Annotated in this window: 11 protein-coding genes; 5 read left to right on the top strand and 6 right to left on the bottom strand. The window is 64.5% G+C overall.

Annotated elements, in window-relative coordinates; genetic code table 11:
• Nucleotides 1-545: 545 nt before the first annotated feature.
• The 6 genes from AC4FS3_RS01095 to AC4FS3_RS01070 form a co-directional block, all read right to left on the bottom strand.
• The gene (locus tag AC4FS3_RS01095) at nt 546-2,027 is read right to left on the bottom strand and encodes an ABC transporter permease (protein ID WP_491018988.1); all 1,482 of its coding nucleotides are present in this window, start codon (nt 2,025-2,027) and stop codon (nt 546-548) included.
• On the bottom strand, nt 2,024-3,067 hold the full coding sequence (locus tag AC4FS3_RS01090) for a quaternary amine ABC transporter ATP-binding protein (protein WP_491018987.1): 1,044 nt from the start codon (nt 3,065-3,067) through the stop codon (nt 2,024-2,026). Before AC4FS3_RS01090 ends, AC4FS3_RS01095 begins: the two co-directional genes overlap by 4 nt.
• Before the next feature lie 97 nt (nt 3,068-3,164).
• Nucleotides 3,165-4,130, bottom strand: a complete 966-nt coding sequence (locus AC4FS3_RS01085) for an ABC transporter substrate-binding protein (RefSeq protein WP_491018986.1) — start codon at nt 4,128-4,130, stop codon at nt 3,165-3,167.
• Nucleotides 4,131-4,336: 206 nt separating this feature from the next.
• Complete coding sequence (locus tag AC4FS3_RS01080) at nt 4,337-5,662, bottom strand: aspartate aminotransferase family protein (RefSeq protein WP_198835689.1); 1,326 nt, start codon at nt 5,660-5,662, stop codon at nt 4,337-4,339.
• On the bottom strand, nt 5,659-7,179 hold the full coding sequence (locus AC4FS3_RS01075) for a trimethylamine methyltransferase family protein (RefSeq protein ID WP_491018985.1): 1,521 nt from the start codon (nt 7,177-7,179) through the stop codon (nt 5,659-5,661). The genes AC4FS3_RS01080 and AC4FS3_RS01075 overlap by 4 nt, the downstream gene beginning before the upstream one ends.
• 83 nt (nt 7,180-7,262) lie before the next feature.
• A complete protein-coding gene (locus AC4FS3_RS01070) occupies nt 7,263-8,249 on the bottom strand; it encodes a LysR family transcriptional regulator (protein ID WP_491018984.1) in 987 nt (328 codons plus the stop codon).
• A gap of 116 nt (nt 8,250-8,365) precedes the next feature.
• Between AC4FS3_RS01070 and AC4FS3_RS01065 the strand changes: the two genes are divergently transcribed.
• The 5 genes from AC4FS3_RS01065 to AC4FS3_RS01045 are packed head-to-tail and all read left to right on the top strand — an operon-like array spanning nt 8,366 to nt 15,876.
• Nucleotides 8,366-10,756, top strand: a complete 2,391-nt coding sequence (locus AC4FS3_RS01065; protein ID WP_491018983.1) for an FAD-dependent oxidoreductase — start codon at nt 8,366-8,368, stop codon at nt 10,754-10,756.
• Nucleotides 10,753-13,155, top strand: a complete 2,403-nt coding sequence (locus AC4FS3_RS01060; RefSeq protein WP_491018982.1) for a GcvT family protein — start codon at nt 10,753-10,755, stop codon at nt 13,153-13,155. The genes AC4FS3_RS01065 and AC4FS3_RS01060 overlap by 4 nt, the downstream gene beginning before the upstream one ends.
• Nucleotides 13,152-13,955: an SDR family NAD(P)-dependent oxidoreductase gene (locus AC4FS3_RS01055; RefSeq protein WP_491018981.1), complete on the top strand. Its 804-nt coding sequence runs from the start codon at nt 13,152-13,154 to the stop codon at nt 13,953-13,955. The genes AC4FS3_RS01060 and AC4FS3_RS01055 overlap by 4 nt, the downstream gene beginning before the upstream one ends.
• Before the next feature lie 48 nt (nt 13,956-14,003).
• A complete protein-coding gene (locus tag AC4FS3_RS01050) occupies nt 14,004-14,921 on the top strand; it encodes an ABC transporter substrate-binding protein (protein WP_491018980.1) in 918 nt (305 codons plus the stop codon).
• Between the two features lie 13 nt (nt 14,922-14,934).
• The gene (locus AC4FS3_RS01045; RefSeq protein WP_491018979.1) at nt 14,935-15,876 is read left to right on the top strand and encodes an ATP-binding cassette domain-containing protein; all 942 of its coding nucleotides are present in this window, start codon (nt 14,935-14,937) and stop codon (nt 15,874-15,876) included.
• The last annotated feature ends 4 nt before the right edge of the window (nt 15,877-15,880 follow it).

Genomic DNA, 15,880 nt, shown 5'->3' with positions numbered 1-15,880 from the left:
CAACTCTGCCCGGTTTATACTGGTAAACCGGCTGCGCTGGCCGCAATAAAACAGCAGGTTGTTCTTCGGCTTGCGCCGCCAGACAGCCATGGGCAGGGCCTGCAAAACGACATCTGGTTTACTGCGACCAGCCGATCACGCGCCGGAAACAGGGGGCGATGATTGGGCCCTGGGGACGCTATTGGTCCGGGAGACCGTGGTGAGGCGCGAGACAGGCATTGCCTTCTTGCCTCCGGACGCAGGTGATGTCGGTTCCCCGGACCGGCCAGACTTCGACACCGATTGAAGGCGCATCGCCAGAGGCGCCGGATCCCGGCATCCTTCTCGGTGCCTCTCGGCGCCGCCTTCGCGAGCCTGCGCCGACCGGATCGTGCCGCCCGGTGATCTGCGCGTCCGCATCGCGCCTGCACGCGTCAGTAAAATCGCCCCTGCCCATCTTGGCCTCCTTGTCTCAGGGTCGGTAAAGAAGGCCTGAATGAAACATGGGGCTATTCACAAATGACCTGGGCCAGAGGCGGGGCCGGTACTTCCTGACGGCTGCGCCCTCATTTGCTGCGGCCCTGGACGATGCGGTCGATCACCATGGCACAGGCCAGAATCGCGAGGCCGGCGAGGACGCCTTTTCCGACCGCCGCATATTGCAATGCGGAAAGGACATCTTCGCCGAGGCCGCGCGCCCCGATCAGCGAGGCGATCACCACCATCGAGAGGCACATCAGCAGCGTCTGGTTCACGCCGGCCATGATCGAGGGGCGCGCGATGGGCAGGTCGACCTGAAAAAGCATGAACCGGCGGGAGGCGCCAAAGGCCTGGGCGGCCTCGCGGATGCTTTCGGGCACCGATGCGATCCCCAGTGCCGTCAGGCGGATCACCGGCGGCATCCCGAAAATCAGCGTGGCGATAATGCCGGGGGGCTTTCCGATCCCAAAAAATGCAATGACCGGAATAAGATAGACGAAGGCCGGCATGGTTTGCATCAGATCGAGCACCGGCCGCATCAGGGTCAGGACACGGCGGTCCCGACCCGCCCAGATGCCCAAAGGCAGGCCAAAGAAGACGCAGAGGAACGCGGCGGTTCCCAAAAGGGCGACCGTTGCCATGCTCTTTTCCCAAAAGCCGAACAGCGCGAGATAGGCCAGGGCTGCGGCGGAAAAGATCGCGACGCGGCGGCCGGACACCTGCCAGGCGATCAGGATCACGCCGGCCATCACAACGGGCCAGGGCGTGGCAACGAGCGCCAGTTCCAGCACTGCGAGGATGGCGTTGATGCCCGATGCGATGGCACGAAACAGGCCGCCCAGCCCGTCGGCGGCAGATCTGAAGCCGTGGTCCAGCCAGCGCGCGCAGGCGTTGTAGATCTCGGGGGAGGAAGGGAAACCGGTCAGCCAGGCGGGAGGGTCGGTAAAGGCGAACCGCCAGGCTGAGAGCGCTGCGCTGGCAAGGGTCAGGCTGGCCGCGAAAACGGCGCGTTGTGGCGGCAGCCCATGCCCGAGCCGGCGGTCGGCCCGCCAGCGCCGGAAGCGCCGGTTCAGCAGCATGGTTCCCAGAAATCCGGTCGCCAGATGCACAAGGATCAGACCGAGCCCGCCCGCGAGGCCATAGCCAAAGGATTGCGATTGCGCCGCTTCGGCCTCGGCCCGGGCATTTGTGGCGGCCTTCGCGATGCCTTCGGCCGAACGTTTCATGCCCTCGCCCAGCGGGTCGCCGCTGGCGATGGCGGTTTCGGCAGCGGCAAGCCGGCCCGCCGATTGTGCCTCAAGTCGGTCGGCCCTGGCGCGGGCATCAGCGCCGGGGTCCCCGAGAACTGCAATGGCCAGCAGGACCACACTGGCGACAGTGGCAAAAAACGCCGGCCAGAAAGCGGCCCAGAGCGACCTTGCCCCAAGCCAGGACGCGCCGAACAGGGCCGCCATTGGGTTGAAACGCGGGCGCGGCCGGGCCTCTTCATCCAGCAGCGCGAATGCGCGGCTGTAAAACGCGGCGCCGCGCTGTACGAATTCGGCGACAAGCGGATCCGGTCGGGTCATTGCGCGGCCTCCCCTTGAGTGCTGATCGCGGCGAGCAGCGTCTTTTGATGAACAAGGCCGACCGGAATGCCGTCGCGGCAGACCAGAACCGGGGCGTCGCTGGTGGCGAAATGCGTCGTCAGTGCGGCAAGCGCCGTGTTCTGATCGACCCGCGCCGGATCCTCTGTCAGACCTTCCGGCATTGTGGACAGTGGCTCCATGACCGTGCCCGCGCGCAAGACCTGCAAGGGCGAGACATGGCGGGTGAACTCCGCGATGAAATCGGTGGCCGGGCGGGTCACGATCTCTTCCGGCCGGCCGATCTGCTGGATCTCGCCATCTTTCATGATGGCGATCCGCGATCCGATGGCGATGGCTTCGTCAAGGTCATGGGTGATGAAGATCACCGTCTTGCCCATTTCCCGGGCGAGATTGCGGAACTGGTCCTGCAACTGGCGGCGGATCAGCGGGTCAAGCGCGGAAAAGGGTTCGTCCATCAAGAGGATCGGCGGGTCGGCGGCCAGGGCACGGGCAAGGCCGACGCGCTGCTGCATGCCGCCGGAAAGCGCGGTCGGAGGGCTGTCTCCCCAGCCGGCCAGCCCAACCTTTGCCAGCGCAACCTCGGCCTGATCAAAACGCTGACGCGGTGTGGCGCCCTGGATCTCCAGCGGCAGGGCGACGTTTTCGCGCACCGTGCGATGCGGCAACAGGCCAAAGCTTTGAAAAACCATTCCGATCCGCGAAGATCGCAGCTCACGCAGGCGCGCGGGGCTGGCACGGGTGATATCCTCGCCTTCGAGAAGGATCTCGCCCTCGGTCGGCTCGATCAGCCGGTTGATCAGCCGCACAAGGGTCGATTTTCCCGAGCCCGACAAGCCCATGACGCAAAAGACCTCGCCCCGCGAGACGGAAAACCCGGCATCGCGCACGCCGATCACCGCATCAGAAGCGGCCATCAGTTCGGCTTTGCTTTTGCCGGATTTTGCCCCGGCCAGCGCCGCCCGGGCGTCATGGCCGAAGACTTTCCAGACCGCGCGCAGTTCGATTACGGGGTCGCTCACTGTTCTGTTCCGTCTGACTGGCCGCGGGGGGCGGCGGAAAAGCGGAAAGCCGGAGAGGCAAGGCCGCTCCGGCCCCGAAGGCGCAAAGTATGATGGATTACTGCGCGGTCCAGGCGGCAATCTGCGCCGCATTGGCCTCGATCCAGGGCTTCACGACCTCATTCGGGTCTTTGCCGTTGATGATCTCCAGCGACCATTTGTTCACATCATCGGCGCTGAGCTGGATGTTTTGCAGCAGCGTCACCAAAGCCGGGTCGCGCGTCGCCAGATTGGCCGACGAGGAGATATGCACCGTGGTCTCGGGATAGGCCGAAGCAACATGGGATTTCGCCTGCCAGTCCGGGTCCTGGTCGGGCTGCACGATCACGAAATTCGCGGGGTCATGCGCCGGTTCCTGTAGCAGGACCAGATCATAAATCGCGAAATTCTGGTGCGGGCCGTAGCAATAGCCCAGCCAGGCGCGGTCGGCTTTCACCGCCGCATCGAGGCCCGCCGTGGCAATGGCTTCATCGGTCGATTGCAGCTCGAAAAACTCGGCAAAGCCGTAATCGCGGGCACGGATGGTCTCGATATTGGTCGACAGCCAGCCCTGCGGGCCGATCCAGACCTCGCCTTTGCCATTGCCGTCTGAATCGAACAGCGCGGCAATCTCGGGATTCGCGAGGTCGAAAACCGAACGGATATTGTGCTTTTCGGCGGCGGCTTTCGGCACGCAATAGCCCTGCACGGCGGGGAAAGATTTCTCGCCGACGGTGACCAGCTTTTCCTCATCGGCATATTTGGTTTTGGGCGCGCTCTGGTTCGGCAGCCATGTCTCGGTCCAGATATCGACCTCGCCGGTGCCGCGCGACATTGCCTCCCATACCACCGGGACCGAGGCGACCGGCACGGTTTCGACCTCTAGCCCGAGCGCCTCTTCGATGATGCCTTTGACCGCGAAGGCGGTGGCGCGGCCCGAGGCGTAATTCGGATCCGGGATCACCAGTTTCTCGGCCAGGGCAAGGCCGGGCGCGAGGCTCGCAGAGGTGATCAGAGCGGCAAAAAGGCGGGAGGCGGTCAGCATTGCTATGGTCCTGTCTGGATATGGGAGTGGCTGCGCGTTTCCGTCATTCCCTGCAGCGCTTTATCGCATCGCAGGTGGTTAAGGGACATTCCAAAGCCTGGAGCCGGACAGAAGGTTTGTTATCCGGATACACGGTTTTTGGGCATATCTGTTCTGTTCGACCCGGGATATGGCCCTGTGACAGAGAAAATTTCCCGAGATGGTGGTCAGCCGCGTCTGGCGCGGTCAAAGGCGCGGTCCAGCCCCTCGGCGACCTGATCGACATCTTTCAGTGTCAGGCACAAAGGCGGCACCATCCGCAAAGTCGACCGGTGCGGCCCCGATTTCGACAGGATCAGCCCGGCCTCGCGGCAGGCCTCGAACACCGCGCCGGTGGTTTCGGCATCTGGGGTCTTTTTCGCCCTGTCCGAGACCATTTCGATCGCCAGCATCAGGCCGCGACCGCGCACATCGCCGATAACCGGATATTTCTGCCGCAGTTCGCGCAGGCGCGAGAGCAGCGCGGCGCCGACCTCTTTCGCATTCTCCTGCATGCGGTCGCGTTTCAGGATTTCCAGCACCGCCCGCCCGGCGGCGCAGGAGGTCGGGTTTGACCCATAGGTGTGGAACATGAAGCGTTCCGCCATCGGCTCGGCGATCTCACGCCGCACCACCACCGCGCCCAGCGGGAAGCCATTCGAGATGCCCTTGGCCATGACGACGATATCGGGGATGACGCCGTCGGCCTCGAAGCCCCAGAAATGATCGCCGGTGCGGCCAAAGCCCGATTGCACCTCATCCGCGATGTAAAGCCCGCCCGCCGCACGGATGCGTTCGGCCGCGCCAGACATATAGCCCGGCGGCATTTCGATGATGCCGCCATAGCCCTGGACGCTTTCGACCAGCATCCCGGCGACCTGGCCGGAGGTTGCGCTTTCGATCACCCGCTCGATCTCATCAAGATAGGGGGCGGCGCCGGCATTCTCGCCGAAGATGCCGCGATACTGGTTCGGCTCGGCGACAAAAGCGACATTGCCGGGCATCCCCGGATGCCGCCAGCCCGCGATCCCGGTCACCGATTGCGCGGCAGAGGTCGGGCCGTGATAGGCAGTGCGCAGCGCGATCAGATCGAGATTGCCGGTATATCCCCGCGCCATCGCCATCGCGAGGTCGATGGCCTCGGACCCGGAATTGGTGAAATGCACCACCCATTCGATATCGCCTCTGGGGCCTTTCGGCATGGTTGCCGCCAGTTCCTCGGCGAAATGCGCGGGCACCGGATGATAGAACATCGTGGTGCAATGGGTCAGCTCTGCCGCCTGATCCATCGCGGCTTTGACCACTTCGGGATGCGAATGGCCGACCGAGATGCAGACATTCATCCCCAGAAGGTCGGTGTAGCGGCGGCCCGCCTCGTCCCAGAGATATTGCATCTCGCCCCGGCGAAACACCATCGGCTCGCGGAAGGGGACGAATTTGCGCAAAGCGGCCGAATAATAGCGGTCGCGGCGGGCGGCGGTTTCCTCGAGGTTCCAGCTGGTGTGGAGCGTCATGCCTTCTCTCCCGTGATCTCATATGTGCGGCGCGCGACGAAATCATCAAGCGCCTCGCGAATGCTGTCGTCCATCGCGGGGGCCTCGTAATCGCGCAGGATCTGTTTCGCGCGGGCCGATGCGCGGTCCTGCTGCCAGAGCCCGCCTTCCGCCGTCCATTGCTCGTAAGTGCCGTTGTCCGACATCTCGCCCAGCCAGAAGGCGGATTCGAAATTCTCGCGGGTATGGGCGGCGCCGAGGAAATGGCCGCCGGGGCCTATCTCGTGAAAGGCCTCCATCGCCTGGGCGGCTTCTGAAAAATCAATGCCTTGCGTGAAGCGCGCCATGGCGGCGCAGCGGTCGGCATCCATCACGATCTTCTCGTAACCGGTGGTGAGCAAGCCTTCGAGGCAGCCCGTGGCATGGATGATGAAATTCACGCCCGCCATCACCGCGCCCATCAGCTGGGCCTGGCTCTCATATCCGGCCTGGGCGTCGGGCACTTTCGACGCGGTCAGCGCGCCGACCGAATGGAAGGGCAGGCCGAGGCGATCCGCCAGCGTCTTCGCGCACATCTGGAACTGGGTGCCTTCGGGCGTGCCGAAGGTTGGCGCGCCAGTGCGCAGGCTCAGCGGCGAAAAGAACGTGCCAAAGACCGAAGGCGCGCCGGGCCGGATCAGCTGGATCAGCGCCACGCTCGCCATGACCTCGGCCAGCACCTGCGCCAAAGTTGCCGCCACCGTCACCGGCGACATCGCGCCCCCCAGCACGAAGGGGGAGACGACCGTGGCCTGACCGGCCCGCGCATATTCCTTCAGCGCCCAGAGCATGGTCTCATCCAGCACCAGCGGCGCATTGGTATTGACCACGGAATAAAGCACGCAATTCGCGTCTACGAACTCTGCCCCCATGGCGAGCTTTGCCATTTCAATCGTGTCGCGGGCACGTTCGGGGGCGGTGACGGCCCCCATGAAGGGTTTGTCGGAATGCGTGAGATGGGTATGGGCCATATGCAGATGGCGCAGGGGAACCGGCAGGTCGACGGGTTCGACCACCACGCCGCCGGAGTGGTTCACGGCATTCAGGCTGTAATGCAGCTTGGTGATCTCGCGGAAATCGTGGATCGTGGCATAGCGGCGCCCCTTTTCCATGTCATGCACGAAAGGCGGGCCGAAACTGGGCGCAAACAGCTGTGCATCGCCGCCGATCTGCACAGACCGGCCCGGGTTGCGGGCATGTTGGGTAAAGACCTTCGGCGCGGTTTTGATCTTGTCGCGGCACCAGCCGGGATCAAAGCGCACCCTTTCGCCATCGACCCGCGCGCCGGCCTTTCGGAAGATCTCCAGCACCTCGGCATCGCCGCGGAATTCCATGCCGATCTCGTCGAGGATCCGGTCGGCATTCCTTTCGATGATGGCGACGGATTCGTCGTCGATCAGACTGACAATGCCGATGCGGCGCAGCACATAGGGCGACGAGACCTTGTTCCTCGCGCTTCTCTCCTGCATCCGGGCGCTGCGGCCCCGCCTCTCCTGCATCCCGGTCTCCATCGGCATGTTGCCGGGCCGACGATAGCGGGGCGCGAGGCTCTGCAAAGGTTAAACTTATACTATCGGTAATCCTAATGAGGCGGATTAGCGATCTCGTGGTAACTCACCTGGCCGGAGATTGCGGGGAAATGATGGTCGAAGGCACGTTTCAGGATCTTCTGGCTTTCCAGCGCGATGCGCAGCGGGATCGTGCCAAGGTCATCGCGGCGCGACACCAGACGGATGGTGCGTTTGAAGGGCGCGAAGGGCAGCGGCTCGATCCTGAGGCGCATCCCTTCGGCGACGCCGTCGATCAAAAGCGTCGGTGACAGGATCGCGAAACATTTGCCGGTGATGACGCCTGCCATCACCATTGCGGTACGGTCGGCCTCGATCGCGCGGGGCAGATCAAGGCGGCAGCGTTGCAGATGCTGGTCGGTGCGGCGCCCGACCGGGGTGGTGGTGCCAAAACGCGCGAGGGAAAGCTTGCGGGAAATGGCGTGGATATCGTCGGTGGGCCCTGCGTAACTGTCTGGAAGAATAAGATAAAATGGCTCATCCAGGATCGGGATGAAGCTGAAGCCCGGCCCGTCCTGCAACCGTTCAGAGGTCACAGCCATGTCGATCCGCCGGTCATTCAGGGCCGCGAAATGGTCGGTGGCGAGGCCCGCCGACAGGATCAGCTCCGGCACTTTCATCGCATTATTGACCAGATCATAAAGCCCCGGCGTCAGCGTGGTCGCGGTCGAGGCCAGCAGCCCGACCCGGAGCGCGGGCAGCGAAGAGGCGCCCAGATGCTGCATGTCGCGCTTCAGATCGTCGATCTGGTTCAGGAGCCGAAAGCCATGCCGCTGCAGCGTTTCGCCGGCATAGGTCAGGGCTATCGGCCGGGTCGAGCGGTCGAACAGCGCCATGCCGAAGATCAGTTCCAGGTTCTTCAGATGCTGCGAGGCGGCAGATTGCGTGATCCGCAGGGCCGAGGCCGCCGCCGTCACCTGCCGCATCTCGGCCACCGCCATGAACACTTCGATGGCGCGGAACAGGTTGATATCAGGTTCGTCTTTGCCGCGTTCGCGCATGATCTTAACCGGGTTGTTGTTCTGGTAAGAATTAGTATCCCTAATGATGCCTGTCCATCCTTGCGCGAGAGCCGCTGCCTCTGTCTGATTTTGCCAGAAGAGACGGGGCGCCTGGAATGCGGAAGATCGTGATTATCGGCGGCGGTGCGGTGGGGCTCAGCCTCGCCTATCATCTGACAAAGACCGCTGCCGTTTCGGTCACGCTGCTGGAGCGTGGCAGCCTGACCTCGGGCACCAGCTGGCATGCGGCGGGGATCGTCGGGCCGTTGCGCGCGACCCCCAATGCAACCCGGCTCGCGATGTATGCGGGCGAGCTTTTTCCAAAGCTTGAGGCGGAAAGCGGGCTTTCGACCGGCTATCGTCGCACTGGCGGCTATTGGCTGGCGCGCGATCCGGCGCGGATGGATGAACTCCATCGGATTGCGGCGCTTGGACGGCATTTCGGGCTGCATCCGACGATTACCGGGCCCGAAGGCGTCACCGTCCCGGGGCTCGATCTGACTGGTGTGACCGGCGCGATGGCGGTCGCGGAAGACGCCAATGTGAACCCGGTCGATCTCTGCATGGCCTATGCGCGGCTGGCAAAAGCCCAGGGGGCGCAGATCCGCGAGGGCGCGCGGGTTGACCGGATCCTGACCGAAGGCAGCCGCGTGACCGGCGTGTTGCTGGCAGGTGGCGAGGTGATCAAGGCCGATCAGGTCGCGCTTTGTGCCGGCGCCTGGTCAAAGCGGCTGGCCGATCCGCTTGGCGTCGCGCTGCCCTTGCAGGCGGTTGAGCATATGTATGTGGTGACCGAAGCCATGCCCTTGATGCCGCATCCTTTTCCGGTGCTGCGCGACCTGGATCGCGGCATCTATATCAAGGGCGATGCCGGCAAACTGGTGATCGGTGGCTTTGAGCCGAACGCCAAATGCTGGGACGCCTTTGGCCCCTCGGGCGACCGGCCTTTCCTTGAACTGCCCGAAGACTGGGAGCAGTTCACGCCCTTTATGGAGGCGGCGCTGGCGCTGATCCCGGGCCTTGCCGATGTCGGTATCCAGCATTTCATGAACGGGCCCGAAAGCTTTACGACCGATACGAAGATGCTCCTGGGCGAGGCGCCTGCAACCGACGGGCTGTTCGTCGCCACAGGGATGAATTCGGTGGGCGTGATGTCTTCGGCCGGGGTGGGGCGGGTTCTGGCCGACTGGATGCTGGCCGGTCACGCGCCGATGGATCTCTGGGAGGTCGATATCGCCCGCGCCGATCCGCTGGCGGCCGCGGCCGCGCATGTCGAGACCAGGATGGAAGAGGCCGTGGCCGATGCTTTCGCGCTGCATTGGCCGTTCAGACAGCCGAAAGCCGGGCGCGGTTTGCGCAAATCGGCGCTCCATGCGGAATGGGAGGCGGCAGGCGCGGTCTTTGGCCTTACAGCCGGCTGGGAGCGTGGTCTGTGGTATGCGCAAACTCCGGCGGAACGGGCCCTGCCGCTGTCTGTTGGCGCGCAGCCCTGGTATCCGATTGCGGTTCGCGAGGCGGCACAGATGGCGGCGGGGGTGGCGCTGCTCGACCTTACGCCTTTCGGGAAATTCGACATTGCAGGGCCCGATGCGCTGCGCTTCCTGCAACAGATCACCACCGCCAATATGGATGTGGCGCCTGGCCGCGCGGTCTATACGCTGATGCTGAACGTGATGGGCGGTATCGAGGGCGATGTGACAGTGCGCCGGGCTGCGGATCATTTCCGTCTGGTGTCCGGGGCGGCGACGCGCTGGCGCGATATGGCCTGGCTCCGCCGCCGTGCCGCTGGCTTTGACGTGACCATCACCGATGCAACGGAAGCTGAGTGCGTGATCGGCGTGATGGGGGCAGGGGCGCGGGCACTGCTGGCCGGGCTGTCGCCGGATGACTGGCAGGATTTCGCCTTTTCGACCGCGCGCGAGGTGGTGATCGCGGGCCAGTCCTGCCTTGCGCAGCGGGTCAGCTTTGTCGGCGAACTCGGCTGGGAGCTCTATATCCCCAACGCCTCCGCCCCGGCGGTGTTCCGGGCGCTGCGGGCGGCGGGGGCGGCGCCGATGGGCCATTACGCGCTGGATGCCTGTCGGATCGAAAAGGGTTTTCGCCATATGGGCCATGATCTGGGCCAGGACATTTCGGCGCTTGAGGCGGGGCTCGGTTTTACCATCGACTGGTCGAAGGATTTCATCGGCAAAGCGGCGCTGGAGGCGCAGCGCAGGGCGGGTCTGCGCCGCCGCCTGGTGCTGTTCGATCTGCCCGATCACCCGCTGGTCCTGCATGATGAACCGATCTGGGATTCGGGCCGGGTGGTCGGGCTGACCACCTCGGGCGCACGGGGGGCGCGGACAGGGAAGACCCTGGCGCTTGGCCTTATCGATATCGCGCCGGGCGAGACCCCGCAGGCGACGGCCCTGCGGCAGTTTACCATTGAAATCGCAGGGAAACACTATGCGGCACTGGCGCTGACCCGGCCGCCGTTCGACCCTTCGGGCGAGAGGATGAAGGCATGACGCGCGACGCACAGGTTCTGATCATCGGCGGCGGCGCCATGGGTGTTTCGCTGATGTATCACCTGATGAAATCAGGCTGGACCGATGTGATCCTTACCGAGAAAAACGACCTCACCCATGGGTCAACCTGGCATGCAGCCGGGCTTTGCACCCATTTCGCGCATAATCCAACCATCCAGGAGCTGCGCGCCACCAGCGTCAGGCTTTACCGCGATATCCTTCCCGCCGAGACCGGCGAGGATTGCGGCTTTCACCCGTCAGGCGCGATGCGGATCACGTCGAACCCCGAGCGGATGGCGGAATTTGCCCATGTTGCGGGCCTGTCGAAATTCACCGGCTATGAGCTCAGGCTCTTGCACTCGCCCGAAGAGGTGGCGGCGCTGCATCCGCTCGCGCGGACCGAAGGCATTATCGGCGGGATTTATGAGCCCGATGACGGCCATGTCGACCCGACGCTTGCGACCAATGCGATGGCGAAGGTCGCCCGCGAACGCGGCGCTGTGATCCTCAGGCGCAATCCCGTGCTGGGGATCCGGCGCGAAAACGGCGTCTGGGCGGTCGAGACGTTGCAGGGGCTGATCCGGGCGCAGCATATCGTCAATGCCGCCGGCACCTGGGGGTTCGAGATCGGGCGGATGATGGGGGCGAATGTGCCCTCGGTTCCGGTGCTGCACCAGTATCTGGTGACCGATACGGTGTCTGCGGTGGCTGATCGGATCAAAGCGGGGTTGCCGGAACTGCCGATGATCCGCGACCCCGAGGAAAGCTGGTATGTCCGCCAGGAGCGTGATGCGCTGATCCTTGGCCCCTATGAGAAAGAGGCGCAGGTCTGGTCGGTTGACGGCGTGCCGCCCGAATTCGGGGCCGAACTGATGGAGCCGGACCTGGACCGGGTCGAACATATCCTGATGGCGGCGATGGCGCGGATCCCGGCGCTGGAAACCGGCGGGGTGAAATCGGTGGTCAATGGCCCGATCACCTTTACCCCCGATGCCAATCCGCTGATCGGGCCGGCCTGGGGTCTTGAAAACGCCTGGCTTCTGACCGGGTCTTCGATGGGAGTGATGGAGGGCGGCGGCTCTGGCTGGTTCCTTGCGCATTGGATGACCCATGGCGCGCCGCCGATGGATGCGCTGGCAGTCGACAGCCGTCGCTTTGGCCCATGGGCGGATCGCGCGTATCGGGTGGCAAAGGCGGTTGAATGTTTTGGCCTCCAGTTCGGAGTGCATTACCCGCATGAGGAACGCCCCGCCGCGCGCGGCAAACGCCTGACGCCGCTGCATGATCTGATGCTGGCGCGTGGCGCTCAGATGGGCGCGGCTTATGGATGGGAACGCCCGAACTGGTTCGGCGCGCCCGCGCGGCTCACCTTCGGGCGGCCCGACTGGTTCGATGCCGTGGCGCAGGAATGCCGGATGGTGACCGGGGGCGCGGGCCTTGCCGATATGTCGGTCTTCTCGAAATTCGAGGTGAGAGGGCCGGGGGCGCGCGCCTTTGTCGATGCGCTTGGCTGCAATATGGCGCCGAAGACCGGGCGGGTGGGGCTGACCTATGCGCTGAGCCCGGCGGGCGGCACCGAGGCGGAATTCACGGTCGCCTGTCTTGCGGAGGACCATTTCTACCTGACATCGGCTGCGGCGGCAGAGATGCGCGATGATGATCTTCTGCGCGCGCGTGCGCCGGGCTTTGATGTCGAAATCAGCCGGGTCAGTGACGATTTCGCGGTGATCGGCCTGATGGGGCCGGCTGCGCCCGCAGTCCTCGGGCGGCTGACCTCTGACCCGTTCGGGCCCTGGATGTCGGTGCGTGAGATGACTGTCGCGGGGATCCCGGTCCGCGCGTTGCGGCTTTCCTATATCGGTGAGGCGGGGTGGGAGCTGCATGTCCCCGCCGCCCGCGCGGCAGAGCTGTTCCTCGCGCTGGAAGCCGCAGGCCAGCCCGAGGGGATCGGCTGTTTCGGGTCTTATGCGATGAATGCGATGCGGCTGGAAAAGGGCTATCCCGCCTGGGGTGCCGATTTCACCACCGAACGCACACCCGCCGAAACCGGAATGGGGTTCCTTGTGAAACCCGATCACGATTTCCCTGGCCGCGAGGCGCTTCTGGCCCGTATGGCCGACCCTGCGCGGTGGGAGATGGTGCTCCTGGAAATCGACCCCGGCGAAAGCGAGCCCTATTACGCGCATTCTCTCTGGCAGGGCGCGGCCCCGGTCGGCATCGTGACCTCGGCCGCGACCGGGCATCGGACCGGCAAGGTTCTGGCGCTTGCCTATCTGCGCGACCGGAATGCGCGGGATGGGCTGGAGGTTGAGATTCTCGGCACCCGCCGCAAGGTGCGGATCCTTGATCGTCCGCCTTTCGACCCGGACAATCTCCGGCTGCGGAGCGGAGTGACATGAGCCCCCCGGTGCCGCGCGCGGTTGCCATCGTCACCGGCGGCCTTTCCGGCATCGGTCATGCCGTGGCGCTGGATCTTGCGGCGCGCGGCTACCGCGTCGTGGTCGGCGCGCGTGATCTGGAAAGCCGGGCGCGGCTGGATGCTTTTGGCGCACTGACCGGGGCGGCGATTGCCGGCGTCGGCGAGGTCAGGGCCGATATGCTCGACCTCACCGATCCGGGTTCGGTGGCCGGGTTTTGCGAGCGCACGACCGAGCGTTTCGGCCCGGCGGATGTGCTGATCAACGCCGCCGGGATCACCGCCGAGCAGCCGGTCGAGGGGCATGGCGATGCGCTCTGGCAAGCCATCATCGACACCAATCTGACCGGTGCCTTCCGGATGATCCGGGCCTGTCTGCCGGGAATGAAGGCGCGGGGCTGGGGGCGGATCGTCAATATCGGGTCCACCGCCGCAACGGTGGGATGGAAGGACAATCCGGCCTATTGCGCCTCGAAAGCCGGGCTTCTGGGTCTGACGCGCTGTGTCGCGCTGGAGGGGGCTTCGCATGGCGTGACCTGCGTGATGGTCAGCCCGACCTGGGTCGATACCCCGATGATGGCCTCTGATCTGGCGCAGGTCGTGGCCCGTGAGGGCCGGGGCCGGAGCGTCGAAGAGGCCCGCGCAGCGATTGCCGCTGAAAACCCGCAGGGCCGCATCATCCAGCCCGGCGAAGTCGCGGAGCTTGTGGCTTTTCTGATCACCGATGCCGCCAAAGGCATCACTATGGAGGAGGTGAAGATCACCGGCGGCGCGCTCTGGTGAGCGTTTCCGGTGGCCAAAAAACACCAGACAACCGACAGGGAGATTGCAATGACAAAGAAGAGCATGAATGCCGCTGTGTCACTTCTCGCATTGGCCGCCATGGCCGGTGGGCCGGCGCTGGCGGCTGACCCCGGCGCTGTCGATGAGCCGATAAAGCTCGCCATGCTGGAATGGACGGGCGCGCAGATTTCCGCGCAGATCGCCGGCAAGGTCCAGGAAAAGGCGGACTATAAGGTCGACTATGTGACCGCCGGGAACTACCCGCATTTCCAGGGGCTTGCGGACGGAGATGTCGCGGCATCGGTCGGGATCTGGCTGAACAATGTTGGGGATGTTTACCCGAAAGTCCTCTCTGAGGGCAAAGTCGGGGATATTGGCAGTCTTGGGCTGACCACGAATGAGGGCTGGCTCTATCCGAAATTTATGGAGGAGCTTTGCCCGGCTTTGCCGTCATGGGAAGCGCTGAATGACCCGGAATGCGTGGCATTTCTAGCGACGCCCGACACGCTGCCGAACGGGCGGTTTCTGGATTACCCGGCTGATTGGGGGTCGCGCGCGGCGACGATCATCCTCGACAATAACCTGCCCCTGACCACGGTGCCTTCGGGGTCGGAAGGGGCGCAGCTGGCCGAGCTCCGCGCAGCGGCAGCCGCGAAGACACCGCTGGTCATGAAGTTCTGGGCACCGCATTTCCTCCTCGCCGAGGGCGAGACCGGCTGGATCGGGATGCCGCCCTGCAAGGATCAGTCCAATGAACATTGCATCATGCCGCCCAACGTCAACAAGGTGGTCTGGTCGGGCTTTGCGCCGAAATGGCCTGCCGCCTATGAGATCACCACCGAAGATCAGCAGAAAATGATGCTGGCGATCGACGAAAAGGGCCAGTCGCTGGATCTGGTGACAACCGAACGGGTCGCCGCGCATGAGGCGATCTGGCGCCCCTGGCTTGACCAGGCGCTGAACTGAGGCCGGGGCGGTGATGAGCGCCGTGGCATCAGACAGTATCACGCTCAGCTGCCGGGGATTGTGGAAGGTATTCGGGCTACGGCCCGGCCACTACTTTGACACCACCGGCTGCCAGATCGACCCAGAGGCGCTGGTCGCGCGCCTCAGGCAGGAGGGGCATATTCCGGCGGTGGCGGATGCCACATTTGATGTCCGCAAGGGCGAGATTTTCGTCATCATGGGCCTTTCCGGGTCGGGGAAATCGACGCTGGTGCGCTGCCTCTCGCGGCTGCCGGATATCGAACATGGGGTGCTGGAATTCGAAGGGCGGGATCTCTCGCGCATCTCGGGGCGTGAACTGACCGAAATCCGGCGGCGCAAGATGGGGATGGTGTTCCAGAGCTTTGGGCTGATGCCGCATCTGACGGCACTGGAAAACGTCGCCTTCCCGCTGAAACTGCAAGGCATCGCGCGAAGCCTCGCGCCGGACCCGGAACTGTGGTTCCTTGACGAGCCGTTTTCGGCGCTGGATCCCCTGATCCGGCGGCAGATGCAGGATGCATTCCTGCGGCTGCACCGCCAGCTGAAAAAGTCCATCATCTTCATCGCGCATGACATTATGGAGGCCCGCCGGCTTGCCGACCGTATCGCGCTGATGCCGGGCGGGCAGATCATCCAGATCGGCACACCGGCTGAAATCCTGCTGCACCCGGCTGATGACCATGTCGCGCGCTTCACCGCCGAAGTGGCGTTGAGCCGGGCGATCCGGGTGCGCGATCAGATGACCCCCGGCGGGATATCGGGTGCCGCAGACGGCCCCGGGGACGCGCCTGAAGCCTTGTCAGAGGCGCTTTTGCCCGATCTTGCCAGCGGGCAGCGGCAGTTCGCGGTCGCCGGCACGCGGGGAATGGTACTTGAGTCCGAGTCGGTTCTGGCGGTGCTGCGCCGTGATGCCTCTGGCACGGAGGAGCTGTGATGCG

The organism is Pseudogemmobacter sp. TB195 (assembly GCF_058313095.1).
The sequence above is the reverse complement of the archived record's forward strand: the minus strand, read 5'-3'. Positions and strand labels throughout refer to the sequence as shown.

Coding starts and splice junctions, on each gene's coding strand:
- AC4FS3_RS01085 (WP_491018986.1), bottom strand. CDS start 4,130: ATGCTGACCGCCTCCCGCCTTTTTGCCGCTCTGATCACCTCTGCGAGC.
- AC4FS3_RS01045 (WP_491018979.1), top strand. CDS start 14,935: ATGAGCGCCGTGGCATCAGACAGTATCACGCTCAGCTGCCGGGGATTG.
- AC4FS3_RS01060 (WP_491018982.1), top strand. CDS start 10,753: ATGACGCGCGACGCACAGGTTCTGATCATCGGCGGCGGCGCCATGGGT.
- AC4FS3_RS01065 (WP_491018983.1), top strand. CDS start 8,366: ATGCGGAAGATCGTGATTATCGGCGGCGGTGCGGTGGGGCTCAGCCTC.
- AC4FS3_RS01075 (WP_491018985.1), bottom strand. CDS start 7,179: ATGCAGGAGAGGCGGGGCCGCAGCGCCCGGATGCAGGAGAGAAGCGCG.
- AC4FS3_RS01080 (WP_198835689.1), bottom strand. CDS start 5,662: ATGACGCTCCACACCAGCTGGAACCTCGAGGAAACCGCCGCCCGCCGC.
- AC4FS3_RS01055 (WP_491018981.1), top strand. CDS start 13,152: ATGAGCCCCCCGGTGCCGCGCGCGGTTGCCATCGTCACCGGCGGCCTT.
- AC4FS3_RS01095 (WP_491018988.1), bottom strand. CDS start 2,027: ATGACCCGACCGGATCCGCTTGTCGCCGAATTCGTACAGCGCGGCGCC.
- AC4FS3_RS01050 (WP_491018980.1), top strand. CDS start 14,004: ATGACAAAGAAGAGCATGAATGCCGCTGTGTCACTTCTCGCATTGGCC.
- AC4FS3_RS01070 (WP_491018984.1), bottom strand. CDS start 8,249: ATGCGCGAACGCGGCAAAGACGAACCTGATATCAACCTGTTCCGCGCC.